This window comes from Arthrobacter sp. MMS24-T111 (assembly GCF_054888995.1).
The window spans coordinates 2,797,488-2,819,763 of the sequence record NZ_JBTZRO010000001.1; the positions used below are offsets into that span (position 1 = coordinate 2,797,488).

Here is a 22,276-nt window from a genome sequence, read left to right on the forward strand (position 1 = left end):
ATGTGGGACGGCTTGCCCACCATATGGATGACTTGGCTACCCTGAAAACATGAGCGCATCCTCCATCGATCTTGCAGTTATTCCCGGCGACGGCATCGGCCCCGAAGTCATTGCCGAGGCCCTCAAAGTCCTCGAGAAGGCCGTGGCCGCGGAGGGCGTGCAGCTCAAGCCGACACATTACGAGCTCGGCGCCGAGCACTGGCTCGCCACCGGCGAAACCCTGCCGGACCACGTCCTGGCGGACCTGAAGACGCGCGACGCGATCCTCTTCGGTGCCGTGGGCGCCGCCCCGGGCGACACGCGCATCCCCTCAGGAATCATCGAACGCGAACTGCTCCTCAAGCTCCGCTTCAGCCTGGACCACTTCGTTAACCTGCGGCCGTCGCGGCTCTACGGAACGGTCGGCAGCCCGCTGGCCAACCCCGGGACCATCGACTTCATCGTGGTGCGTGAAGGAACCGAAGGGCCCTACGTCGGAAACGGCGGCACACTGCGTGCCGGAACCCCGCACGAGGTCGCCACGGAAGTGTCCCTGAACACCGCCCACGGCGTGGAGCGCGTGGTCCGCGACGCCTTCCGCCGCGCCAGCCTCCGCGAACGCAAGCACGTCACCCTGGTCCACAAGCACAACGTCCTGGTCTTCGCCGGGCATCTCTGGAAGCGCACCGTCGAGGCTGTCGCCCAGGAATTCCCCGGCGTCACCCACGACTACCTGCACGTTGATGCCGCCACCATCTTCATGGTCACGGACCCGTCCCGCTTCGACGTCATCGTCACCGACAACCTGTTCGGCGACATCATCACCGACCTCGCTGCCGCCATCACCGGCGGCATCGGCCTGGCGGCGTCCGGCAACATCAACATGGACCGCACCGCGCCCTCCATGTTCGAGCCGGTCCACGGTTCGGCGCCGGACATCGCCGGCCAGGGCAAGGCCGACCCCACCGCCGCCATCCTCTCCGCGGCACTCCTGCTGGACCACCTGGGGTACGCCGAAGCCGCTCGCCGGATCGAAGCCGCTGTGGTTGCCGACGTCGAAAAGCGCGACGGAACCGCCCGCAGCACCAGCGCCGTCGGCGACGCCATCGCCGCCGGACTCTAGCCCACGCCGGGGGCCCCGGCTTCGGGCGTAAGCTTGACTCGAATCACCAAATGCCGCCTCGCTGTTCAGCGCTGAACCCCGGGGCGGCCGATCGTGGAGGAACCATGACTCAGACCGCCCATGGCGTCGAATTCACCCGGCAGCCTTCGGAGAACCCGAAGTCCGCCGAAGAGCGTGCAGCCATCCTGGCAAACCCGGGATTCGGCAACTACTTCACCGACCACACCGCCATCGTCGACTACAGCGTTGACGCGGACGGCAACGGCGGCTGGCACGATGCCCGGATCGAGCCCTACGGCCCGATCGTCCTTGACCCTTCCGCCGCTGTGTTCCATTACGGCCAGGAAATCTTCGAGGGACTCAAGGCGTACCGGCACGCTGACGGCTCCGTCTGGACCTTCCGGCCCGAGGCGAACGCGGCCCGGCTGAACAAGTCGGCCCGCCGCCTGGCCTTGCCCGAACTGCCGGCTGAATACTTCCTCGGCGCCATCCGCGAACTGGTTGCTGCCGACAAGGAATGGGTGCCCTCCGGCGACGGCGAAGCCCTCTACCTGCGCCCCTTCATGATCGCCACCGAGGCGTTCCTGGGTGTCCGCGCCGCCCGCGAGGTGTCCTTCCGGGTGATCGCCTCTCCTGCCGGCAACTACTTCGGCGGTGAACTCAAGCCGGTCTCCATCTGGATCTCGCGCCAGTACGCCCGCGCCGGCCGCGGCGGCACCGGCGACGCCAAGTGCGGCGGCAATTACGCCGCTTCGCTCATCGCGCAGCAGGAGGCCGAAGCCAACGGCTGCAAGCAGGTCCTGTTCCTCGACCAGGCCAATGACAACGCCGTGGAAGAGCTGGGCGGCATGAACGTCTTCTTCGTCATGAAGGACGGCTCCCTGGTCACGCCCGCCCTCACCGGCACCATCCTGGAGGGCGTCACCCGGATGTCCGTGATCCAGGTGGCCAAGGACATGGGCCGCGACGTGGCCGAGCGGAAGATCACCCTTGACGAGTGGCGCGACGGCGTGGCCTCCGGCGACATTGCCGAAGTGTTCGCATGTGGCACAGCGGCCGTGATCACGCCCATAGGGGTACTGAAGGACGCCACCGAGTTCATCGGCTCCGAGGACGCCAAAGCCGGCGAAACCACCATGGCCATCCGCGAAAAGCTCCTGGGCATCCAAACCGGAGCCGAACCTGACACGCACGGCTGGCTGACCCGCCTGGCCTAGGTTCTCCGCGTACGACGGCGCCTCCCGGACTTAGGTCCGGAAGGCGCCGTTTTGCGTTGCCGCAGGCGGTGCTGGGTCAGCGGCGCGCGGCCTTCCGGGCAGCGTTCTTCATCGCTTTGCGGGACACGGGCTTGAGTGCCTTGCGGGCAGCTTCTTCCGCCAGGACGCGGTTGCGCCGGGCATCGATGAGGTCGTTCCACAGCGTGGTGGCAAAGACGCCGCCGTCCTGGGCATAGACGTCGTAGGGGTAGCCGGCGTAGACGGCGGGGGCGGAGCCGCTGCTGAACAGGTCCTTGCCGCCGGCCTGTGCCACTGCGTCGCCGACAGCCCACGTCCGGGTCAGGTGGCGGATGAGGTTTTCCTGGACGAAGACGGCGGCGTCAGCCGAGCGGGAGGCCTGGTCCAGCAGCGCTTCCAGGTCTGCGGCGATCAGTGCGGCGCCGGCCTGGTCAGCGGGCGCGGGGGCGGCAGACAGTTCCGCCGTGATGCCGGTGACGGCGTCCGTCCAGTCGGTTGTCTCGCGGAACTTCTTCCAGGTGGGAAACCAGATGATGCTGCCGGTCGCGTGGTTGTGGATGTGCAGGAGGCCGGTGGCCTTTTCGGTCGCCGAATGGTCGTGGCCGTCCGCGTCCGCGCGGGCGAGAAGGTCGGCGAGTGATGGTGTGCTCATGGGGCGGGGTCCGGCTTCCTGGTGGAGATCGTTGTGCTGTCACAGGTTGCCAACCCCCGCAGGCGGCCGATCTATTCCGCCGGTGCACTCAGGGAAAAGGGGGTGGGGGAGGGCGGGGCTTGGTGCAAGGATGGATCAGTGACCCCAGTTACCGGCCCCGGCCTGCAGCGCAGCTCCGGCCTCACCCAGTTCATCCTGGCACCCAACCCGGGCCCCATGAGCCTGGACGGCACCAACTCCTACCTCCTGCGCGCCCCCGGCCACTCCGCCGTCGTGGTGGTTGACCCAGGACCCGACGATGAACCGCACCTGGAGGCACTGGCCGGTGCCGGCGTCGTCGAACTGGTCCTTGTCACGCACCGGCATGCGGACCATACTGCCGGTTCGGCCCGCCTGCACGAACTGACCGGAGCGCCGGTGCGGGCGGCTGACCCCGGCCACTGCCATGGCGGCGGAGCGCCGCTGGCCGACGGAGAACTGATCCAGGCGGCGGGAGTGGACATCACGGTGCTGGCTGCCCCCGGCCACACTTCGGATTCCGTGTGCTTTTACCTCGCGGCCGACGGGCAGCACGGCTCGGTGCTGACGGGGGACACCGTCCTGGGCCGGGGCACCACCGTCCTGGACTTTCCGGACGGCACGCTGGGGGATTACCTCGCTACTCTGGAACGGCTGGAGGCCCTCGGGAACGCGACTGTGCTGCCGGCCCACGGCCCGGTGCTGCCGTCCCTGCGGGACATCGTCCGGGACTACCGGCGGCACCGGGAGGAACGGCTGGCCCAGATCCGTGCCGCGCTCCGCACCCTCGGCGGGGACGCATCCGTGCTTGAGGTGGCGGACGCCGTCTATGCCGGCGTCGACCCTTCCGTCCGGCGCGCCGCCGAACTGTCCGTGGCCGCACAGCTTTCCTACCTTCGCGGGCTTGAACGCGGCAGGCAGGACGGCGCCGGCGAAACGGTAGGGTAGGAGCCATGCGTATTGCGAGGTTTGTTGTCGATTCCGATCCCCTGTACGGCGTTGTGGAAGGTGATACCGGGAGTGAGGAAATCACTGTCATCCACGGCGACCCTTTCTTCAACGGTGTGGAGCGCACTTCCGTTCGCCACAAGCTGGAGGACGTCCGGCTGCTGGCGCCCATCATCCCGCGGAGCAAGGTCATCGGGGTGGGCCGGAACTTCGTGGAGCACGCGCACGAGCTGGGCAACGAGGTGCCCGCCCAGCCACTGCTGTTCCTGAAGCCCAACACCGCGGTGGTGGGTCCGAACGACCCCGTGGTGCTGCCGGAGTTTTCCGAAGAAGTCTCCTTCGAAGCCGAACTGTGCGTGGTGATCGGGCGGATCTGCAAGGACGTCCCCGAAGACCGCGTTGACGATGTCATCTTTGGCTACACGTGCGGCAACGACCTCACTGCCCGCGATGTCCAGAAGACGGATTTGCAGTGGACCCGGGCCAAGGGCTTCGATACCTCCGCTCCGCTGGGCCCGTGGATCGAGACCGATCTGGACACCGAGGACCTGCAGATCCAGGGCCGGCTCAACGGGGAAATCCGCCAGGACGGCAGCACCAGCCAGATGATCCGGGGCGTCCGGGAGCTCGTGTCCGTCGTCTCGCACGCGTTCACCCTCCTGCCCGGCGACGTCATCATGACCGGAACACCGGCCGGTGTGGGACTGGTCAAGGAAGGCGACCGCTTCGAGGTGGAAATCGAAGGCATCGGCCGGCTCTCCAACCCGATCGTCCGCCGCTGACCCCGGCTGCCGCGCGGAAGGCCGGAGGGCGGGCAGGCGGGTAAAGTTGAAGCCACTATGACTATCGCTTCTTCGTCGCTTGCCGCCTCCATTCCGCCAGTCACCGCTGAGACCCCCGTTCGCGTCCGGTTTTGCCCCTCGCCCACGGGTACCCCGCACGTCGGACTGATCCGGACCGCGCTCTTCAACTGGGCCTACGCCCGCCACACCAAGGGCACCCTGGTGTTCCGGATTGAAGACACGGACGCAGCCCGGGACAGTGAGGAGAGCTACCACCAGCTGCTTGACGCGCTGAAGTGGCTGGGCATCGACTGGGATGAGGGCGTCGAGGTGGGCGGCCCGCACGAACCGTACCGGCAGTCCCAGCGTGGCGACATCTACCAGGACGTCATCAAGCGCCTGCATGACGCCGGATTCATCTACGAGTCCTTCTCCACCCCGGAGGAGATCGAGGCGCGCCACCGCGCCGCCGGCCGGGACCCGAAGCTGGGCTACGACGGCTTCGACCGGCACCTGACCGAGGAGCAGCTGGCACAGTACCGGGCCGAAGGCCGGCAGGCCGTCCTGCGCCTGCGCATGCCGGACGAGGACATCACGTTCACCGACCTGGTCCGCGGCGAAATCACGTTCAAGGCCGGATCGGTGCCGGACTTCGCCGTGGTGCGTGCCAACGGTGCCCCGTTGTACACCCTGGTCAACCCTGTGGACGACGCCCTGATGGGGATCACCCACGTGCTCCGTGGCGAAGACCTGCTCAGCTCCACTCCGCGCCAGGTGGCCCTGTACCGGGCGCTGTACGCCGTGGGCGTCGCGGAGTACATGCCGGAGTTCGGCCACTTGCCCTATGTCATGGGCCAGGGCAACAAGAAGCTTTCCAAGCGGGATCCCGAGTCCAGCCTGTTCCTGCACCGCGAGCGGGGCTTCATCCCGGAAGGGCTGCTCAACTACCTTTCCCTGCTTGGCTGGTCGCTGAGCGCCGACGAAGACATCTTCACCGTCGAACAGCTGGTGGAGCACTTCGACATCCACGACGTCCTGGGCAACCCCGCGCGTTTCGACCTGAAGAAGGCCGAGGCCATCAACGGCACGCACGTCCGGATGCTGGAGCCCAAGGTCTTCCGCGACCGGGTGGCGCACTACCTGCGCGACGCAGGCCTGGTGGGGGAGATCCTCACTGACCGCGAGGAAGAAATCCTCACCGAAGCCGCACCGCTGATCCAGGAACGCATCACTCTGCTGGGTGAGGCGCCGGACATGCTGGCCTTCCTGTTCAAGGCGGACGACGCCGTCGACGTCGCCGCTGACGCCCGCAAGGGCCTTCCCGAGAACCTTTCCGAGGTGCTGGATGCCGCCCTTGCCGCCCTGGAACCGGTGGCAGACTGGACAGCGGAGGGCATCCAGGCAGCCCTGAAGCAGGCCTTGGTGGAGGACCTTGGCATCAAACCGCGGCTCGCGTTCGGGCCCGTCCGGACAGCTGTTTCCGGCCGTCGGATCTCCCCGCCCCTGTTCGAATCGATGGTCATCCTGGGCAAGGAGTCCTCCCTGCGCAGGCTCCGCGCCTTCCGCGGCTGATGACGGCACCGAGCGAAGCCCGGTCGGGTGCCCGGCCCACGCCGGGGGGAGTGGTCAGGGGCGTCCTGTTCGACATCGACGACACCCTGGTGGACCTTGAGTACTCAATGACCACCGCCCTGCGCGAGGTCAGTGAACACCTCCTGCCCGGCCTGGACCAGGCTGGGTGGGAGCGGTTCGGCCGGATCTTCACCCATGAGACCACGCACTACTACGACCGCTACCTGGCCGGCGAGCTGACGTTCAACGAACAGCGCCTCCTCCGGGGCCGCGCCGCACTGGGCCACTTTGGCGTGGAACTGGGCGACGGCGATGAATCGCACCGCTGGCTGGCCGCGTACGTGGAAAAGCAGCCGTCCTATGTGAAGCCGTTCCCGGATGTTTCGCCGCTTCTTGACGTCTTGGACGCTGCCGGGATCCCGTACGGCGCCGTCAGCAACAACGTCCACGATTACCAGCGCGCCAAGCTGGACGGTGCCGGCCTTGAACGCGTGAAGCACCTCGTCGGAACTGACACCCTGGGCGTGGCCAAGCCGGATCCCGCCATCTACCTGGAAGGCGTCCGGCTCCTGGGCACCGTCCCGGCCGAGACGATGTACGTGGGCGATAACCGGCTGCTGGACGCGGAAGGCTCGACGGCGGCCGGACTGGTTGGCGTCTGGCTCAACCGGAACGCCGAGACCGCGGCCCACTTTGGTGGAACCGCGGTCACCACGTTGGCGGATCTCCTCCCGCTCTTCGCCTAAGTCCTGTCCGGGCGGCCGTCCATCAGGCGGCCTTAAGCCGGGCGGCGCGGCGAAGGAGGAGATATCCGCCAACGGCGGCTCCCACCAGCAGGGCGATCAGCAGCAATGCCGTGACGGGGCTGTCCAGCCAGGACGACGGCGACACGGCGGCCACCTTCGTGTGCAGTTCCTGCGTTCCGGCCGCGATCCTGGCATTGCCCTCGGCAAGCGTGCCGGCACCGTCCGCCAACTGGCCCGAACCGTCATCAAGCTTGCCGTTGCCGTCGGCGAGTTTCCCGGTTCCATCCGCCAGCTGGGCGGATCCCGACTGCAATTGTCCCGTGCCTTGGCTCAGCGCGGTGGTGCCCTCCGACAACGCCTCGGTCCCGGCCAGGAGTCCCGGGTTGGCAGGATCGCCGCCGCCGTTGACGCCGGCACTGAGCTTGGTGGTGCCGTCCTGGAGGTTGTTGGCGGCGTAGATCAGGCCGGGGCTGTCCGGATCGCCGGGGACGCCATCCATGCCGGTCCGGATCTTCGCCGTGCCATCCGCCAGCACCGAGGTACCCAGCACCACGCCGGGGTTTTGGGGGTCGGTGGCGTTGAGCTTCTCCGCCAGGGTGGCGAAGCCCGCCTTCAGCCGGCCCGCCCCGTCATCCAGCTGGGCGGCTCCCGCGGTCAGACTGCCGGTTCCGGCCTTGAGCTGCCCGGCTCCGTCGTTCAGCTTTGCTGCTCCCGCATCGAGCTGCCCCGCTCCCGCGTAGGCGCGCCGGCCGCCGTCGGCCAACTTGGCGATCTGGTCCTTGATGACGGCCAGGGGAACCAGGCCCTGGGGCCCGTTCGCCGCTGCTTCCAGCTGGTCCAGCCCCTGGCTGAGCGCGGCCAACCCGTCTCCCTTGGTTGGATCGTTCCCCGCGCCGGGGTAGCCCGTCAGCTGCGCTGTTCCGTTCTTCAACGCCGCTGTCCCTGCGCTCAGGCTGGTGGCGCCGGCGTCGAGCTGACCTGCGCCGGCCGCGAGCCGGCCCGTACCCGCCGCCAGCTGTCCGGCGCCGTCGGCAAGGTTGTTGGGGGCGTTGCCGCCCGCGGTGGGGGTGAGCGCGGCGGACAGCGCGACGGCGCCGGCCTGGAGCTTCCGGGCTCCGTCATCCACCTGGTAGACGCCAGGGACGAGTTTGTTCAGGACGTCATTTTGCAGCTTGGTGGTGCCGGCATGAAGCTTGTCCACGCCGGGGGCGAGCTGGTCCCTGACACCTGAGTAGATCTTGCCCGCACCCGATTGCAGGGCGAGGGCTCCGTTGTTGAGTTGGGTGGTCCCGTCCTTGACCTTCAGCGATCCGTCCTGGACTTGTGCTGCGCCCTTGTTCGCAGCGCCTGCGCCCGCTGCCAGCCGGCCCGAGCCGTCCTTGAGCTGGGCGGCGCCCGCTGCGGCCTGTTCCGCCCCGTCCATCAGTTGGGCAGAGCCGTTGGCGATCTGGCCTGTGAGGTAGGTATAGAAAGCGAGGAAGAGGACCAGTAGGAGGGAGAGGGCCATGATGGCGATCAATTGTGGCCGGGGCTTGCGGGCGGCGGTTGCAATGGCTGCTGTACGGGTTGTCAACGCTGACACTTCCTAACTTCCGCCGGACAGCGGTGTCCGGTGGCGAAACCGTGGTTGGCAGGGTGGTCCCTTGACCTCGTGGGTGCCCGGGGGAACAGGGCAGGGGGCTTGTTACCGATCGGTAACTTACTCGAGGGTAACCATAACTTTGGATGCCGGGCAAGGGTTTGGGCGGTTCGCTTTTGCGAAGCCCGGAGGCGCAGCCCGCGGCGGATTTGTGCGAGCCCGAAGTCTCGGGTAAAGTAATTTCTCGTGCTGAGGCGCACGGAGCAGGGAAAACGCCCTGGAATCCGGCCCGAAAGTGCCATTGGGATATGGTGTAATTGGCAACACTACGGTTTCTGGTACCGTCATTCTAGGTTCGAGTCCTGGTATCCCAGCTCTGGTTTGAAGCCCGTTCGGGCAGGCAAAACAGAACGTTTCCACTCGGTTCACCGATTTGAAACAACGGCAAAGTGTGTGAAATACTCACTGAGCCGAGCAGCGGAAACGCTGCCGGAAAGTACGCGGCCCCATCGTATAGCGGCCTAGTACGCCGCCCTCTCACGGCGGTAACGCGGGTTCGAATCCCGCTGGGGTCACCAAGGAATGGTCCCGGGCACCAGCCCGGGACCATTTTTAATTTACCCGGAATGGCTGGCGGACAGTCCCCGCTCAATGGACTGAACCCCGTGCCGCCCGGCGGGGAGTGGTCCTCCTTGCGGGGGGGCGTCCGCTGGAGCCGTTTAGGAGTCCGACGCCATAGCGGCCGCTGCATCCCGGACTTTGACCAGGGTGCGCAGGTTGCGGGTGGTGGTAGCGGACTTGAACCTGGCCTTCGAGCTGATCTTGCTGAAGGGGCTTTCCAGGGTGCCGCCCACCGGCGCCAGCCACGCCAGCGCTTCAGGTCCAAGGCGCTTCTGGTCCTGGCCGTCAATGGCTGCGCCGGCCGCTTCCAGTTCGTCCAGGGTTGCGGTATCCGAGGAGAAGGTGATGTAGGTGTGGGTGGATTTGTCGTCCTCCGGATACGGGCAGGCATCCACCAGTTCGGCCACCCGTCCGGCGTCCACGACGACCACCCAGGCTTCATAGCCGAACGCTGTCCGGAGGCATTTTTCGGTTTCGCGTTTGACGCCGGCTGCGTCCAGGCTGCTGGTCAGCACTACGTTCCCGCTGGCCAGCAGTGTCTTGGCATCCGCGAAACCCGAAGCTTTCAAGGCGTCCCGAAGGTCCGCCATTTTGATGTTGATTCCGCCAACATTGATTCCACGGAGGAAAACTGCGTAGCTGCCCATGGCCACAGCCTAGTGGCCGCGCCGTCCGCTGGAGCGGACAACGCGGTGGGTGGCCTTAGTCGTTTGTCTTGCGCAGTGCTTCGGTGAGGATGCGGCCGGCGTTGCAGACCACCTCTGCGTGCAGGCGTCCCGGCTGGCGGGTCAGCCGCTCGATCGGGCCGGAAATTGAGACGGCGGCGATCACCCGGCCGGACGGTCCCCGCACCGGCGCGGAGACGGAGGCGACCCCGGGCTCACGTTCGCCAAGGCTCTGTCCCCAGCCGCGTCGTCGTACGCCTGCCAGGACGGTGGGCGTGAAGCGCGCTGACTGCAGGCCCTCGAGGAGCCGGTCGTGGTCTTCCCAGGCGAGCAGTACCTGGGCGGCAGAGCCTGCCTTCATGGACAGCTGCGTGCCCACCGGGATGGTGTCGCGCAGGCCGATGGGGCGTTCGGCGGAGGCGACGCACACACGCCAGTCGCCTTGCCGGCGGAAGATCTGGGCGCTTTCGCCCGTGGCGTCCCGCAGTTGCATCAGGACGGGGCCCGCGGAGGCGATCAGGCGGTCCTCGCCCGCTGCCGAGGCAAGTTCCACGAGCCGGCTGCCAAGGACGAACCGGCCCTGGATATCGCGGCTGACCAGCCGGTGGTGGACGAGCGCCAGGGCGAGCCGGTGGACGGTTGGCCGGGCCAGTCCGGTGGCGGCCACGAGTTGCGCCAGCGTGGTGGGGCCGGCCTCAAGTGCATCGAGCACCTGGGCTGCTTTATCAATGACGCCGACTCCACTAGAATTGTCCATGTAATGATATTGCCGTCTCAATATCTGAGATGCAAATCTTTCGGCTGGCGCAGTGCGGAGCCGTCCTGATTCAGTTGGACTCATCAGCCAAACAGCAGTGAAGGGAGATGGCCATGGCAAAGACATTGGCCGAGAAAGTCTGGGACGCGCACGTGGTGCGCAAAGGCGACGGCGAAGGAGCCAACGCCCAGCCCGACCTCCTCTTTATCGATCTCCACCTGGTCCACGAAGTTACCTCCCCGCAGGCCTTCGAAGGGCTGCGGCTCGCCGGCCGCCCGCTGCGCCGGCCGGACCTGACCATTGCCACCGAGGACCACAACACCCCCACGCTGGACATCGACAAGCCGATTGCCGACCTCACCAGCCGGACCCAGATCCAGACCCTGCGCAACAACTGCGCCGAGTTCGGCGTCCGCCTGCACAGCCTGGGCGACGCCGAACAGGGCATCGTCCACGTGGTCGGCCCGCAGCTCGGCCTGACCCAACCCGGCATGACGGTGGTCTGCGGCGACTCGCACACCTCCACCCACGGCGCCTTCGGCGCGCTGGCCATGGGTATCGGCACCTCCGAGGTGGAGCACGTCATGGCCACCCAGACCCTGTCCCTGAAGCCCTTCAAGACCATGGCCATCAACGTCGAGGGCACGTTGCGCCCGGGCGTCACCGCCAAGGACATCATCCTCGCCGTGATCGCCAAGATCGGCACCGGCGGCGGCCAGGGCTACGTACTGGAATACCGCGGCTCCGCCATCCGCGCGCTCTCCATGGAAGCCCGGATGACCATCTGCAACATGTCCATCGAGGCCGGCGCCCGGGCCGGCATGGTGGCGCCGGACCAGACCACCTACGAGTACATGAAGGGCCGCCCCCACGCGCCTGAAGGCGCGGACTGGGACGCCGCCGTCGAGTACTGGAACACGCTGCGTACCGACGACGACGCCACCTTCGACGTGCAGGTGGACCTGGATGCCAACACGTTGGAGCCGTTTGTCACCTGGGGCACCAACCCGGGCCAGGGTGTATCCCTGTCCGAGTCCGTGCCGTCACCGGAGGACTTCGGCGACGAAAACGCCAAGGCCGCTGCCGAGCGCGCCTTGCAGTACATGGGACTCGAAGCCGGCACGCCCATGAAGGACATCCGCGTGGACACCGTCTTCCTGGGCTCCTGCACCAACTCCCGGATGGAGGACCTGCGCGCCGCTGCCGACATCATCCGCGGCCGGCAAAAGGACCCCAACATCCGGATGCTGGTGGTCCCGGGCTCTGCCCGCGTCCGTCTGGAAGCGGAGGCCGAGGGCCTGGACAAGGTCTTCAAGGACTTCGGTGCCGAATGGCGCTTTGCCGGCTGCTCCATGTGCCTAGGCATGAACCCGGACCAGCTGGAAGTGGGGGAGCGTTGCGCCTCAACCTCCAACCGGAACTTCGAAGGCCGGCAGGGCAAGGGCGGCCGCACCCACCTGGTTTCCCCGGTGGTGGCAGCAGCCACGGCAGTCCGAGGCACGCTCAGCTCGCCGTCGGACCTTGACCCGGCTCCCGAGCCGGTGGTTGAGCCTGTCGAAACCCCATCCGCAAGCCACGCAGCCTAGGACAGCACCATGGAAAAGTTCACCAAGCACACCGGCGTTGGCGTCCCGCTGCGCCAGAGCAATGTCGACACCGACCAGATCATCCCGGCGGTGTACCTCAAGCGCATCACCCGGACCGGGTTCGAGGACGCCCTGTTCTCCGCCTGGCGGAAAGACCCCTCGTTCATCCTCAACCAGGAGCCTTACACCACCGGTTCGGTGCTCGTTGCAGGGCCCGACTTTGGCACGGGATCCTCCCGCGAACACGCCGTCTGGGCGCTGAAGGACTACGGGTTCAAGGCCGTCCTGTCTTCCCGTTTCGCCGACATCTTCCGCGGCAATTCCGGCAAGCAGGGCCTGCTGGCCGCCCAGGTGGCGCAGGACGACATTGAACTGATCTGGAAGGAGCTCGAAAACGCGCCCGGAACCGAAGTCACGGTGGACCTTGAGTCCAAGACCGTCGTGTGCGGTCCCATCGTGGCGCCCTTCGAGATCGACGACTACACCCGTTGGCGGCTCCTCGAAGGCCTGGACGACATTGGGTTGACCCTCCAGCACGAAGCCGACATCACGGCCTACGAGGCCACCCGCCCCAGCTTCAAGCCGAAGACGCTTCCCGCCCGGCTGTCCTAGCACGCAGGAACGGGCCCGGCGGCAGGAAATACCCCGCCACGGACTGCCGCCGGCGCCCGCTTATTTCGGTTCGGTAACACGACCTCCTATGCTTGGTTGGAGCCTTTGCAAGGATTTGTGGGCTAGTGATCGTGAGGAAACCGGTATATGAGTAGTGTTCTGACAATCCGCGGCGGAGTCCCGCTTACAGGCCGCGTCAGCGTCCGCGGGGCAAAGAATCTTGTACCGAAGGCCATGGTGGCAGCACTGCTGGGCAACGAACCCTCGGTGTTGCGCAACGTGCCGGAGATCAAGGACGTCGAGGTCGTCACGTCCCTGCTGCAGCTGCATGGCGTGACCGTGGAGAAAGACCCGGTCAGCGGCGACCTAACCCTCGATCCGACGTCGGCGAAGACGGCCTCAAGCACCGCCATCGATGCGCACGCCGGCGATTCCCGGATTCCCATCCTGCTGTGCGGTCCACTGATCCATGCCATCGGGGAAGCGTTCATCCCCGACCTCGGCGGCTGCAAGATCGGCGACCGCCCCATCGACTACCACCTGGACGTCCTGCGCCAGTTTGGCGCCGTCGTGGAAAAGCGCCCCGGCGGGATCCACATCTCCGCACCCAAGGGACTGCACGGCGCCAAGATCTCGCTGCCGTACCCGTCCGTGGGAGCCACCGAGCAGGTCCTCCTCAGCGCCACCCGCGCGGAAGGCATCACGGAGCTTCTCCGGTGCCGCCACCGAGCCGGAGGTCATCGACCTGATCGCCGTGCTGCAGAAGATGGGCGCCATCATCAGCGTCCAGACTGACCGGACCATCCGAATCGAGGGCGTCCGCGACCTCGGCGGCTACAACCACCGCGCGCTCTCGGACCGCAACGAGTCCGCGTCCTGGGCCTCGGCCGCCTTGGTCACCCGCGGTGACATCTTCGTTGAAGGCGCATCCCAGCGCGACATGATGACCTTCCTGAACACCTACCGCAAAGTGGGCGGCGGAATGGACATCGGCGAGGACGGCATCCGGTTCTACCACAAGGGCGGCAAGCTCACCCCGCTGGTCCTTGAAACGGACGTCCATCCCGGATTCATGACGGACTGGCAGCAGCCGCTGGTGGTCGCATTGACCCAGGCCGAGGGCGTCTCAATCGTCCACGAAACGGTGTACGAGAACCGCTTCGGCTTCACCGACGCCCTCATCCGCATGGGCGCCAGCATCCAGGTCCACCGTGAGTGCCTCGGCAGCGTCCCGTGCCGGTTCGGCCAGCGCAACTTCCTGCACTCGGCCGTTATCTCAGGTCCCACCCAGCTCAAGGGAACGGATATCGACGTGCCGGACCTGCGCGGCGGGTTCAGCCATCTCATTGCCGCCCTGGCCGCCACCGGAACCTCCCGGGTCACGGGCATCGACATCATCAACCGCGGCTACGAGCGCTTCACCGAAAAGCTCGCCGGCCTCGGTGCCGACTTCGACATCGCCACCACGAAGTAGCGGCGGACCGTGAAGGAAACTGCCAAAAGCAGGGCCACGTTTGTTTTCATCGCCGGGATCGCCCGTCCGCTGCTGAACCTCATGATGGCCAAGAAATGGGAAGGCACCGAGAAACTGCCTGCCGGCGGCTTCATTGCCGCACCCAACCATTGCACCGAAATCGATCCCCTGGTTGTGGGACACATGCTCTACAACCAGGGGCGTGCCCCGCACTTCCTGGCCAAGGCCGGCCTGTTCAAGGTCCCCGGCCTGGGCTGGCTCCTGAACGCCACCAAGCAGGTCCCCGTCGAGCGTTCGACGACGGGCGCGAACCGGTCGCTGCAGGTGGCCCAGGAAATCGTGGCCGAGGGCGGAGCGATCATCATCTATCCGGAGGGTACGCTGACCCGCGACCCCGCACTCTGGCCCATGAAAGGCCATACCGGTGCCGCCAGGCTCGCCCTTGAAGGCGGAATCCCCGTGGTGCCGATCGCCCACTGGGGCGCCCACGAAGTGTTCCCCCGCTACGGCAAGCGGTTCCACTTGTTCCCGCGGAAGCTCTCCCGGGTAGTGGTGGGGGACCCGGTGGACCTCAGCGCCTTCAGCGGCCGCCCGTTGGACAAAGCGACACTGACCGAAGCCACCGAGGTCATCATGGCCGCGATCACGGGCCTGCTGGCCGGCCTCCGCGGCGAAGAGCCGCCGGCTCAACGCTGGGATCCGGCCAAGCAGCAACAGGCCAAGCACGGACGATTCATCGACCGCGGACAGCAGTCCGGCCCGGAAACGGAAGCACAGTGACCGTTGATCGAAGGCCGGGATCGGCCCGGACCGTGGCTGTCCTGGGCGCCGGTTCCTGGGGGACCACCTTCGCCAAGATCCTCGCAGACGCAGCCGGCGCCGCCGGGAGCCCGCGCGAAATCAAGGTGTGGGGCAGGCGCGCCGAAGTGGTGGACCAGATCAACCAGGCCCACCGCAACAGCGACTACCTCAAGGACATCGTCCTGCCCGCCAGCATCACCGCTTCTACCGACGTCCGGGAGGTGCTGGCCGGGGCCGATCTTGTGGTGGTGGCCGTCCCTGCCCAATCCCTCCGCCCGCAGCTGCGGGAATGGAAGGAGATGATCGAGCCCGGAGCCGTCGTCGTGTCCCTCATGAAGGGCCTCGAACTTGGCACGGATGCCCGCATGAGCGAGGTCATCAGCCAGGAACTGGGCCTGCCGCCCGAACGCATCGCCGTGGTCTCCGGGCCCAACCTGGCCATGGAAATCGCGCGCGAAGAGCCGACGGCGTCGGTGGTGGCCTGCGCGGATTCCGCGACCGCCGGGTGGCTCGCCAGGACCTGCACGGCACCTTACTTCCGTCCCTACACCACGTCGGACGTCGTCGGCGTCGAAATCGGCGGCATCGTCAAGAACGTGATAGCGCTGGCCGTGGGCATCTGCGAAGGCAAGGAAATGGGGGACAATACCAAAGCCTCAGTCATTACCCGCGGCCTGGCGGAGACCTCCCGCCTCGCCCTGGCGCTCGGCGGTGAAGCCAAGACCATGGCCGGCCTTGCCGGGCTCGGTGACCTTGTGGCGACCTGCTCGTCCGCATTGTCCCGGAACCACACCGCAGGCCGGCTCCTCGGCCAAGGGCTGACCCTGGACGAGGTGGGCCGCAAAATGACCCAGACCGCCGAAGGCATCAAGTCCGGCCAGGCCGTGCACGAACTTGCCGGTAAGCTCGGCGTCGAAATGCCCATCACCGCCGCCGTCGTCGCGGTGCTGGCAGGCAAGCTGTCCGTTGACCAACTGGGGCCCGTCCTGCTGTCCCGGGAATTGAAACCTGAAGGCGATTACTGACCATGTCCCAAGACACACCCACCACAGGGGAAACGGCGAGCAGCAGGAAGCCGCGGGTAGCCGTGCTGTTCGGCGGCCGTTCCAGCGAGCACGCCGTAAGTTGCGTGACGGCAGCCGGCGTGCTCGGCGCCATCGACAGGAACAAGTACGAGGTCATCCCGATCGGGATCGCCAAGACCGGGCAATGGGTCCTGGCACCGGCCGACACCGCACAATGGTCCTTGGCGGCTTCATCGTTGCCGGAAGTATCGCCGTCTGCCCAGACCGTGACCCTGGCGGAGATCGGCGGCGAACACCAGTTGATTGTCGCTTCCCCCAATGAAGTACCTCAGGAACTGGGTGCCGTGGACGTTGTCTTCCCGCTCCTGCACGGACCCTTCGGCGAAGACGGCACTATCCAGGGGCTCCTGGAATTGTCGGACACCCGCTACGTGGGTGCCGGCGTCCTGGCTTCCGCCGTCGGCATGGACAAGCACTACATGAAAGTGGTCTTCGAAGCCGCCGGGCTCCGCGTTGGCCCCTACGTGGCGGTCACCGACAGGCAGTGGCGCAATGACCCCGAATCCGTCCGGAAACAGGTGGACCGGCTGGGTTTCCCCGTCTTCGTCAAGCCCGCACGCGCGGGCTCGTCCATGGGTATTTCCAAAGTGGACTCCCTCGACGAGCTCGACGCCGCGATCGAGGAAGCACGCCGGCACGACCTCAAACTGGTCATCGAGGCCGGAATCGTGGGACGCGAAATTGAGTGCGCGGTCCTGGAAGGCAGGGGAACGGACGCTCCCGGACCTCCATGCCGGGGGAGATATCGGTCGCCGGCGGCACCCACGAGTTCTATGATTTCAACGCCAAGTACGTCGAGGACGATGCTGCCGCGCTGAGTTGCCCGGCGGACATTCCGGCGGAAGCCATCTCGCGGGTCCGTGAGCTGGCAGCGCTGGCCTTCGATGCCGTGGGCGCTGAGGGCTTGAGCCGGGTCGACTTCTTCTACACCCCCGACGGCGAGCTGATCATCAATGAGATCAACACCATGCCCGGGTTCACGCCCAAGAGCATGTACCCGCAAATGTGGGCGGCCTCGGGACTTGGCTACGCAGACCTGATCGATGAGCTCATCCACCTGGCGCTGCACCGGAAGACCGGCCTTCGCTGAGGCCTCGGGCTGGACTGCGGGCCCAACCCGGTGGGTGGGCCTGCAAAACCTACTTGCTCTGCGGGAGGTCCTGCAGGTCTTCCTGGCCCACGCAGTTCCGCACCGACGGGACCTTCGCGGCGGCGCCTGCCAGGTCCGCGAGGACGGTTGCGGAGCTGATCTTGTCCGGGTCCATCAGGATCTCGGTGGCCGGTTCCCGGCCGTAAGTGGTCAGCGTCCACACCGGATCGCCTTCCTTAATGACCCAGTCGACGCCGTTGACGGTCACACAGCGGTCCGTCGTCGGACCCGGCACGTTGACGCCGCAGCGGAGGATGACCAGCGACGGATCACCCCACGCGGCAGTTGCCTGGCTGTTGGTCTTCCGCAGCCGGGAATCGCCAAGCGCATCCGGCAGGGCCACCATCATCGGCGCGCAGGCAGGGTTTGCCGCGTCCTTGGCGGCGGTAACGTCGACTACGGGGGAGCACGCAGTCATGGAAAGGGTGGCGACTGCCCCAAGAACTGCCATCCTGGTGGCGCGGGCGGTCAGGGGCAGCTGGGGATGGTGCATGGTTCCAGCCTATCGCCGCCGGCGCCCCCGCCAGGACACGATGTCGGCCGGTCGCGGTAGCGTAGTGGCGTGCCTGAAGACCTCCGAAACCGCGTTGACCGCCAGCCCACCGTCGCGGGCCTTTCCGAATCAGACCTGCTGGCCCGGATCTTCCCGCGCCTGCGGATGGCGGGCTCCCACACGGCAAGCACGCTGCTGGGCCCCGGAGACGATGCCGCCATCGTCGCTGCCCCGGACGGCAGGGCCGTGGTCAGCATCGACACCCAAGTCCAGGACCAGGATTTCCGCCTCCTCTGGCCCAACGGCTACCGCACCACAGGATTCGACGTCGGGTGGAAAGCCGCCGCACAGAACCTCAGCGATATCAACGCGATGGGTGCCACCGCCACCTCGATGGTGGTCAGCCTCACCCTGCCGGTGGACACGCCGGTCAGCTGGGTGGAAGACCTGGCGGACGGCCTGAGAGCCGGAATCCAGGCCCTCGGAGCCACCGGGTGTTCCGTTGCCGGCGGGGACCTGGGCCGAGGCCGCGAAATTTCCGTGACGGTCGCCGTCCTGGGATCGCTCGACGGCGGCCGGGCTGTCCTGCGTTCCGGGGCCCGGCCGGGAGACATCCTGGCCTTGGCGGGAACCGTCGGGCACGCCGCTGCCGGCCTGGCCCTGCTGGAATCCGGCATCGCCGCGGACACCCTCGGCCCCGCCGAACGGATCTACCCCGAGCTGCAGTGCCGGCCCCGGCCGCCCCTGGGGGCGGGACCGGCTGCACGGGCGGCGGGGGCGACTGCCATGCTTGATATTTCGGACGGACTCCTGCGGGACGGGCACCGGCTGGCGGCCGCCAGCAACGTCGCCGTTGACCTCGATCCCGCCCGGCTGGCGCACCTTGCCGAACTGCTGCGCCCGGCCGCGACCCTCCTGGACGCGGACCCGGCACCCTGGGTGCTGGCCGGCGGCGAGGACCACGGCCTGCTGGCCACTTTCCCGGCCGGTATTCAGCTGCCACCCGGATTCACTGCGATAGGCTCGGTACATGCACTCGGAACCGACGAAGGCCCGGGCGTCCTGATAGCGGGCCGGGCCGCGGACACCGGGGGATGGGATCACTTTGCACACTAAGGTTGCCGCCAACGCGCTGGCGATGAAGAGGTGGCTGGGCAAGGCGGAAACGGCCCTGGGCAACCACAGCGACCGGCTCAACGCCATCAACATCTTCCCGGTGGCCGACGGCGATACCGGTACCAACCTCTACCTCACCGTTCGCGCCGCAGCCCGCTCGTTGGTGCTCGCCGACGACCAGCCCGCTCCGGTGGACGTCGGTGAAGTCCTCGCCACGGCAGGGCAGGCGGCCATGGAGGAAGCCCGGGAAACTCCGGCACCCTCTTCTCCGTGTTCCTGTGCGCAGCGGCCGAGCCCCTGGCCGGCCACACCAGGGTGACGTCCACGCTCCTGTCGGCCGCACTGAACCGCGCCCAGATCCGCGCCTGGTCCGCCCTCAGCGATCCCGTCCCCGGAACCATGCTGTCCGTCATGGAAGCAGCCGCCCGCGCCGCGGCCGCCGTGGACGCGGCCCAGGACGGGGACGACAGCAACCACGCGCTGGGCCTTGCCCTGGACGCCGCGGTGGAGGGGGCCCTGGCAGCGGTGATCCACACCGAAGAGCAGCTCGATGCCCTGCAGTCCGCCCACGTCGTCGATGCCGGCGGGGTGGGAATGCTGCTCATCCTGGACTGCCTGCGCTCGGCGGTCCTGGGCGAGGAACTGCAGAACGAACTCCTCGACGGCCTGCACGGCTACGACGTCTCCGATCCCCACATCCACACCGCCATGCCCGACGCCGACGGCGTGGAAGTCATGTGCACCATCAGCCTGTCGCCGCTGGACGCCGCCACCCTCCGGCAGCGCCTGGACGAAATCGGCGAGTCCGTCATCATGAGCCAGGTGGGCGGCGGAGTTGACCCGGACGGGAAGTACCGGTGGCGGGTGCATGTGCACGTGCCGCACCCGGACCAGGCCGTCGCCGTCATAAGGTCCCTGGGCGAGCCGTCCCAGATCAGCGTCAGCGAACTTGCGCTGCCCCGGGACCCGGACATGGACGCAGTGAACACCGGCGGGCATGAACGCTGAGCTCGACCTGGCCCTGGAGCGGCGCATCGGCAAGCGCTCGGCAGCGGTCATTGAGAAACACCTCGGGATCACCACCGTGGACGGACTCCTGAATTACTTCCCGCGCCGTTACATGAGCCGCGGTGAGCTGACCCCCATCAGTGAGCTGCCGCTGGACGAGGACGTCACCCTGATCGCCCGGGTGCTGTCCAGCAGCACGCGCACCATGCAGGCCCGCCGGGGAACCATCACCGACGTCATCGTCTCCGACGACGACGGTCAGCAGGGGCTCCGGCTGGTGGGCGGCCGGGACTTCCGCGGAAAGGTGCCCGGAACCCTCAAAATCAGCTTCTTAACGGGTACAAAGCCAAAACAGAACTCCTGCAGGGGCGGCGGGCCCTGTTTTCCGGGAAGGTCACCAGTTTCAAGGGACAACTGGGCCTGACAAACCCCGATTTCCAGCTGGTGGACGAAGATCCGTTCACCGACAGTGGCCAGGACCCGGAGAAACTCGCCGCCATGCCCATCCCGGTGTACCCGGCAACCGCCAAGCTTCCCAGCTGGAAGATCCAGAAGACCATCGCCACGCTCCTGGAGACACTCGACCTCGACGCCCTGCCGGACCCGGTGCCAACCGAGGTTTCCGCCCGTGAAGGGTTTCTGCCGGTGTCCCGCGCCTACCGGTTGATCCACGTACCCGAGTCCGCCGACGACTGGCGCAGGGCCCGGGACCGCCTCCGCTACCACGAGGCCTTGGTGCTGCAGTCAGCGCTGGCGCGGCGCCGCGCCCAGCTCGCTGCCGAGGAAGCCACGGCCCGCCGCCCGGTGGGCGACGGCCTCCTGGCCGCCTTCGACGCCAACCTGCCGTTCACGCTCACAGCCGGCCAATCCGCCGTCGGCCAAACCCTCGCCGCGGAACTGGCGCGCGACACCCCCATGAACCGGCTGCTGCAGGGCGAGGTCGGCTCGGGCAAGACCGTCGTGGCGCTGCGTGCCATGCTGCAGGTCATCGACGCCGGCGGGCAGGCCGCGCTCCTGGCCCCTACCGAAGTGCTCGCGGCCCAGCATTATGACTCCATCCGGCGCAGCCTTGGCGCGCTGTCCGGCGACGGCCTGCTGGGCGGTCTGGCCGGCGGAAGCGGCGTTTCCGTGCAGGTCACTCTGCTGACCGGCTCCATGCCCACCGCGGCGCGCAGGCAAGCCATGCTGGATGCCGCCTCCGGGACGGCCGGAATCATCATCGGCACCCACGCGCTCCTGGGTGACAACGTCTCCTTCTACGACCTCGGACTCATCGTAGTGGACGAGCAGCACCGTTTCGGCGTGGAGCAGCGCGACGCCCTGCGGGCCAAGGCGCGCAAGCCCCCGCACCTGCTGGTCATGACAGCCACCCCCATCCCGCGGACCGTTGCCATGACGGTTTTCGGGGACCTGGAGACGTCAACCCTCAGCGAACTGCCCAAAGGCCGGGCCCCGATCACCACCCACCTCGTGGGCCTCGCGGAGAATCCCGCCTGGGCGGCGCGGATCTGGGCGCGCGCCCGCGAGGAGATCGATGCCGGGCGCCAGGTGTACGTGGTCTGTCCCAAGATCGGGACGGACGACGACGGCGACTTCAGCCCCGGCGAGGCCGCACCTGCGGGGGCGGACGGCGAGGAAGGGCGGAGCTCGCGTCCGTCACCGCCGTCGTGGAGCACCTGCAGGCCGAGCCGTCGCTGGCAGGCGTGCCGCTCGCCCCGTTGCACGGACGCCAGGAGCCGGAGCTGAAGACGGAGACGATGGCCGGCTTCACCGCCAACCGGATCAAGCTGCTCGTCTCCACCACCGTGATCGAAGTGGGCGTGGATGTGCACAACGCCACCCTGATGGTCATCCTGGACGCCGACAGGTTCGGGATCTCGCAGCGCGCAAGCTCCGCGGGCGCGTCGGACGTGGCGGACTGCCCGGTACCTGCCTGCTGGTCACCGCTTTGGAGCCAGGGCATCCCAGCCGGCGGCGGTTGGAAGCCGTAGCGGCCACCACGGATGGGTTCGTCCTCTCGCAGGAAGACCTTAAGCTGCGCCGCGAAGGCGATATCCTGGGCGCTTCCCAGTCCGGCGGACGCTCCACCCTGAAACTCCTGCGCGTCCTCGAACACGAAGACGTCATCGCCCGGGCCAGGGAAGACGCCCAGCACATCGTCGTCGGGGACCCGTTGCTGGCAGGCCATCCCGAACTCGCCGATGCCATCGAGAAGTACCTCAACCCCGAGAAGGAGGCGTTCCTTGAACGCGGTTAGCACGGCTGGGCCCCAGG

16 protein-coding genes, 2 tRNA genes and 4 pseudogenes are annotated in these 22,276 nt (G+C 67.3%); 17 read left to right on the plus strand and 5 right to left on the minus strand.

What is annotated here, in order from left to right:
- The first annotated feature begins 49 nt into the window (after nt 1–49).
- Complete coding sequence (locus ACX5I6_RS13085; protein ID WP_461840747.1) at nt 50–1,102, plus strand: 3-isopropylmalate dehydrogenase; 1,053 nt, start codon at nt 50–52, stop codon at nt 1,100–1,102.
- Nucleotides 1,103–1,206: 104 nt separating this feature from the next.
- Nucleotides 1,207–2,319 carry a branched-chain amino acid aminotransferase gene (locus ACX5I6_RS13090; protein WP_285247621.1) on the plus strand — a complete coding sequence of 371 codons (1,113 nt, stop codon included), beginning with the start codon at nt 1,207–1,209 and terminating at the stop codon, nt 2,317–2,319.
- Nucleotides 2,320–2,395: 76 nt separating this feature from the next.
- Here the strand turns inward: ACX5I6_RS13090 and ACX5I6_RS13095 are convergent, their stop codons facing one another.
- The gene (locus ACX5I6_RS13095) at nt 2,396–2,989 is read right to left on the minus strand and encodes a hypothetical protein (RefSeq protein WP_461840748.1); all 594 of its coding nucleotides are present in this window, start codon (nt 2,987–2,989) and stop codon (nt 2,396–2,398) included.
- Between the two features lie 138 nt (nt 2,990–3,127).
- Between ACX5I6_RS13095 and ACX5I6_RS13100 the strand changes: the two genes are divergently transcribed.
- From ACX5I6_RS13100 to ACX5I6_RS13115, 4 genes are read left to right on the plus strand one after another with little or no spacing between them, the layout of a single operon-like run.
- Nucleotides 3,128–3,955: an MBL fold metallo-hydrolase gene (locus tag ACX5I6_RS13100; RefSeq protein WP_461840749.1), complete on the plus strand. Its 828-nt coding sequence runs from the start codon at nt 3,128–3,130 to the stop codon at nt 3,953–3,955.
- A gap of 5 nt (nt 3,956–3,960) precedes the next feature.
- Nucleotides 3,961–4,737 (plus strand): fumarylacetoacetate hydrolase family protein, encoded by a 777-nt coding sequence (locus ACX5I6_RS13105; RefSeq protein WP_285247624.1) that lies wholly within the window; start codon nt 3,961–3,963, stop codon nt 4,735–4,737.
- Between the two features lie 57 nt (nt 4,738–4,794).
- A complete protein-coding gene (gene gltX, locus ACX5I6_RS13110; protein ID WP_285247625.1) occupies nt 4,795–6,309 on the plus strand; it encodes a glutamate--tRNA ligase in 1,515 nt (504 codons plus the stop codon).
- Nucleotides 6,309–7,055, plus strand: a complete 747-nt coding sequence (locus tag ACX5I6_RS13115; protein WP_461840750.1) for an HAD family hydrolase — start codon at nt 6,309–6,311, stop codon at nt 7,053–7,055. The genes gltX and ACX5I6_RS13115 overlap by 1 nt, the downstream gene beginning before the upstream one ends.
- Nucleotides 7,056–7,077: 22 nt before the next feature.
- Here ACX5I6_RS13115 and ACX5I6_RS13120 read toward each other — a convergent pair whose 3' ends face one another.
- Complete coding sequence (locus ACX5I6_RS13120) at nt 7,078–8,628, minus strand: hypothetical protein (RefSeq protein WP_461840751.1); 1,551 nt, start codon at nt 8,626–8,628, stop codon at nt 7,078–7,080.
- A gap of 308 nt (nt 8,629–8,936) precedes the next feature.
- Here ACX5I6_RS13120 and ACX5I6_RS13125 point away from each other — a divergent pair.
- Nucleotides 8,937–9,008, plus strand: a tRNA-Gln gene (locus tag ACX5I6_RS13125).
- A 128-nt stretch (nt 9,009–9,136) separates the two neighbouring features.
- Nucleotides 9,137–9,212: transfer RNA gene (locus ACX5I6_RS13130), tRNA-Glu, on the plus strand.
- A 141-nt stretch (nt 9,213–9,353) separates the two neighbouring features.
- On the opposite strand, the gene ACX5I6_RS13135 is transcribed toward ACX5I6_RS13130, so the two are convergent.
- Together ACX5I6_RS13135 and ACX5I6_RS13140 are read right to left on the minus strand one after the other, a co-directional pair.
- The gene (locus ACX5I6_RS13135) at nt 9,354–9,902 is read right to left on the minus strand and encodes a DUF1697 domain-containing protein (RefSeq protein WP_285247628.1); all 549 of its coding nucleotides are present in this window, start codon (nt 9,900–9,902) and stop codon (nt 9,354–9,356) included.
- Nucleotides 9,903–9,957: 55 nt separating this feature from the next.
- Complete coding sequence (locus ACX5I6_RS13140) at nt 9,958–10,677, minus strand: IclR family transcriptional regulator (protein ID WP_285243965.1); 720 nt, start codon at nt 10,675–10,677, stop codon at nt 9,958–9,960.
- Between the two features lie 113 nt (nt 10,678–10,790).
- On the opposite strand from ACX5I6_RS13140, the gene leuC reads away from it, so the two are divergent.
- The 6 genes and pseudogenes from leuC (at nt 10,791) to ACX5I6_RS13170 (ending at nt 17,325) form a co-directional block, all read left to right on the plus strand.
- Nucleotides 10,791–12,263 carry a 3-isopropylmalate dehydratase large subunit gene (leuC, locus tag ACX5I6_RS13145; RefSeq protein ID WP_461840752.1) on the plus strand — a complete coding sequence of 491 codons (1,473 nt, stop codon included), beginning with the start codon at nt 10,791–10,793 and terminating at the stop codon, nt 12,261–12,263.
- Nucleotides 12,264–12,272: 9 nt separating this feature from the next.
- Nucleotides 12,273–12,875 (plus strand): 3-isopropylmalate dehydratase small subunit, encoded by a 603-nt coding sequence (leuD, locus tag ACX5I6_RS13150; protein ID WP_018760034.1) that lies wholly within the window; start codon nt 12,273–12,275, stop codon nt 12,873–12,875.
- A 147-nt stretch (nt 12,876–13,022) separates the two neighbouring features.
- A pseudogene (gene murA, locus ACX5I6_RS13155) lies at nt 13,023–14,349 on the plus strand (UDP-N-acetylglucosamine 1-carboxyvinyltransferase).
- Nucleotides 14,350–14,358: 9 nt separating this feature from the next.
- Nucleotides 14,359–15,129: a lysophospholipid acyltransferase family protein gene (locus ACX5I6_RS13160; RefSeq protein ID WP_461840753.1), complete on the plus strand. Its 771-nt coding sequence runs from the start codon at nt 14,359–14,361 to the stop codon at nt 15,127–15,129.
- Nucleotides 15,126–16,175 (plus strand): NAD(P)H-dependent glycerol-3-phosphate dehydrogenase, encoded by a 1,050-nt coding sequence (locus ACX5I6_RS13165; RefSeq protein WP_461840754.1) that lies wholly within the window; start codon nt 15,126–15,128, stop codon nt 16,173–16,175. Before ACX5I6_RS13160 ends, ACX5I6_RS13165 begins: the two co-directional genes overlap by 4 nt.
- Before the next feature lie 2 nt (nt 16,176–16,177).
- Nucleotides 16,178–17,325, plus strand: a pseudogene (locus ACX5I6_RS13170) (D-alanine--D-alanine ligase family protein).
- 49 nt (nt 17,326–17,374) lie between these two features.
- Here ACX5I6_RS13170 and ACX5I6_RS13175 read toward each other — a convergent pair.
- Nucleotides 17,375–17,878 (minus strand): DUF3515 domain-containing protein, encoded by a 504-nt coding sequence (locus ACX5I6_RS13175; RefSeq protein WP_461840755.1) that lies wholly within the window; start codon nt 17,876–17,878, stop codon nt 17,375–17,377.
- 69 nt (nt 17,879–17,947) lie between these two features.
- On the opposite strand from ACX5I6_RS13175, the gene thiL reads away from it, so the two are divergent.
- The 3 genes and pseudogenes from thiL (at nt 17,948) to ACX5I6_RS13190 (ending at nt 22,259) form a co-directional block, all read left to right on the plus strand.
- On the plus strand, nt 17,948–18,994 hold the full coding sequence (thiL, locus tag ACX5I6_RS13180) for a thiamine-phosphate kinase (RefSeq protein ID WP_133830857.1): 1,047 nt from the start codon (nt 17,948–17,950) through the stop codon (nt 18,992–18,994).
- Nucleotides 18,995–19,016: 22 nt separating this feature from the next.
- A pseudogene (locus tag ACX5I6_RS13185) lies at nt 19,017–20,002 on the plus strand (DAK2 domain-containing protein).
- A pseudogene (locus ACX5I6_RS13190) lies at nt 19,992–22,259 on the plus strand (ATP-dependent DNA helicase RecG). Before ACX5I6_RS13185 ends, ACX5I6_RS13190 begins: the two co-directional pseudogenes overlap by 11 nt.
- Nucleotides 22,260–22,276: the final 17 nt, after the last annotated feature.

What these genes read in the sequence shown, in the direction of transcription:
- ACX5I6_RS13175 (WP_461840755.1), bottom strand. Translation starts at nt 17,878, where the DNA reads ATGCACCATCCCCAGCTGCCCCTGACCGCCCGCGCCACCAGGATGGCA.
- leuD (WP_018760034.1), top strand. Translation starts at nt 12,273, where the DNA reads ATGGAAAAGTTCACCAAGCACACCGGCGTTGGCGTCCCGCTGCGCCAG.
- ACX5I6_RS13105 (WP_285247624.1), top strand. Translation starts at nt 3,961, where the DNA reads ATGCGTATTGCGAGGTTTGTTGTCGATTCCGATCCCCTGTACGGCGTT.
- leuC (WP_461840752.1), top strand. Translation starts at nt 10,791, where the DNA reads ATGGCAAAGACATTGGCCGAGAAAGTCTGGGACGCGCACGTGGTGCGC.
- ACX5I6_RS13135 (WP_285247628.1), bottom strand. Translation starts at nt 9,902, where the DNA reads ATGGGCAGCTACGCAGTTTTCCTCCGTGGAATCAATGTTGGCGGAATC.
- ACX5I6_RS13140 (WP_285243965.1), bottom strand. Translation starts at nt 10,677, where the DNA reads ATGGACAATTCTAGTGGAGTCGGCGTCATTGATAAAGCAGCCCAGGTG.
- gltX (WP_285247625.1), top strand. Translation starts at nt 4,795, where the DNA reads ATGACTATCGCTTCTTCGTCGCTTGCCGCCTCCATTCCGCCAGTCACC.
- ACX5I6_RS13085 (WP_461840747.1), top strand. Translation starts at nt 50, where the DNA reads ATGAGCGCATCCTCCATCGATCTTGCAGTTATTCCCGGCGACGGCATC.
- ACX5I6_RS13115 (WP_461840750.1), top strand. Translation starts at nt 6,309, where the DNA reads ATGACGGCACCGAGCGAAGCCCGGTCGGGTGCCCGGCCCACGCCGGGG.
- ACX5I6_RS13090 (WP_285247621.1), top strand. Translation starts at nt 1,207, where the DNA reads ATGACTCAGACCGCCCATGGCGTCGAATTCACCCGGCAGCCTTCGGAG.
- ACX5I6_RS13095 (WP_461840748.1), bottom strand. Translation starts at nt 2,989, where the DNA reads ATGAGCACACCATCACTCGCCGACCTTCTCGCCCGCGCGGACGCGGAC.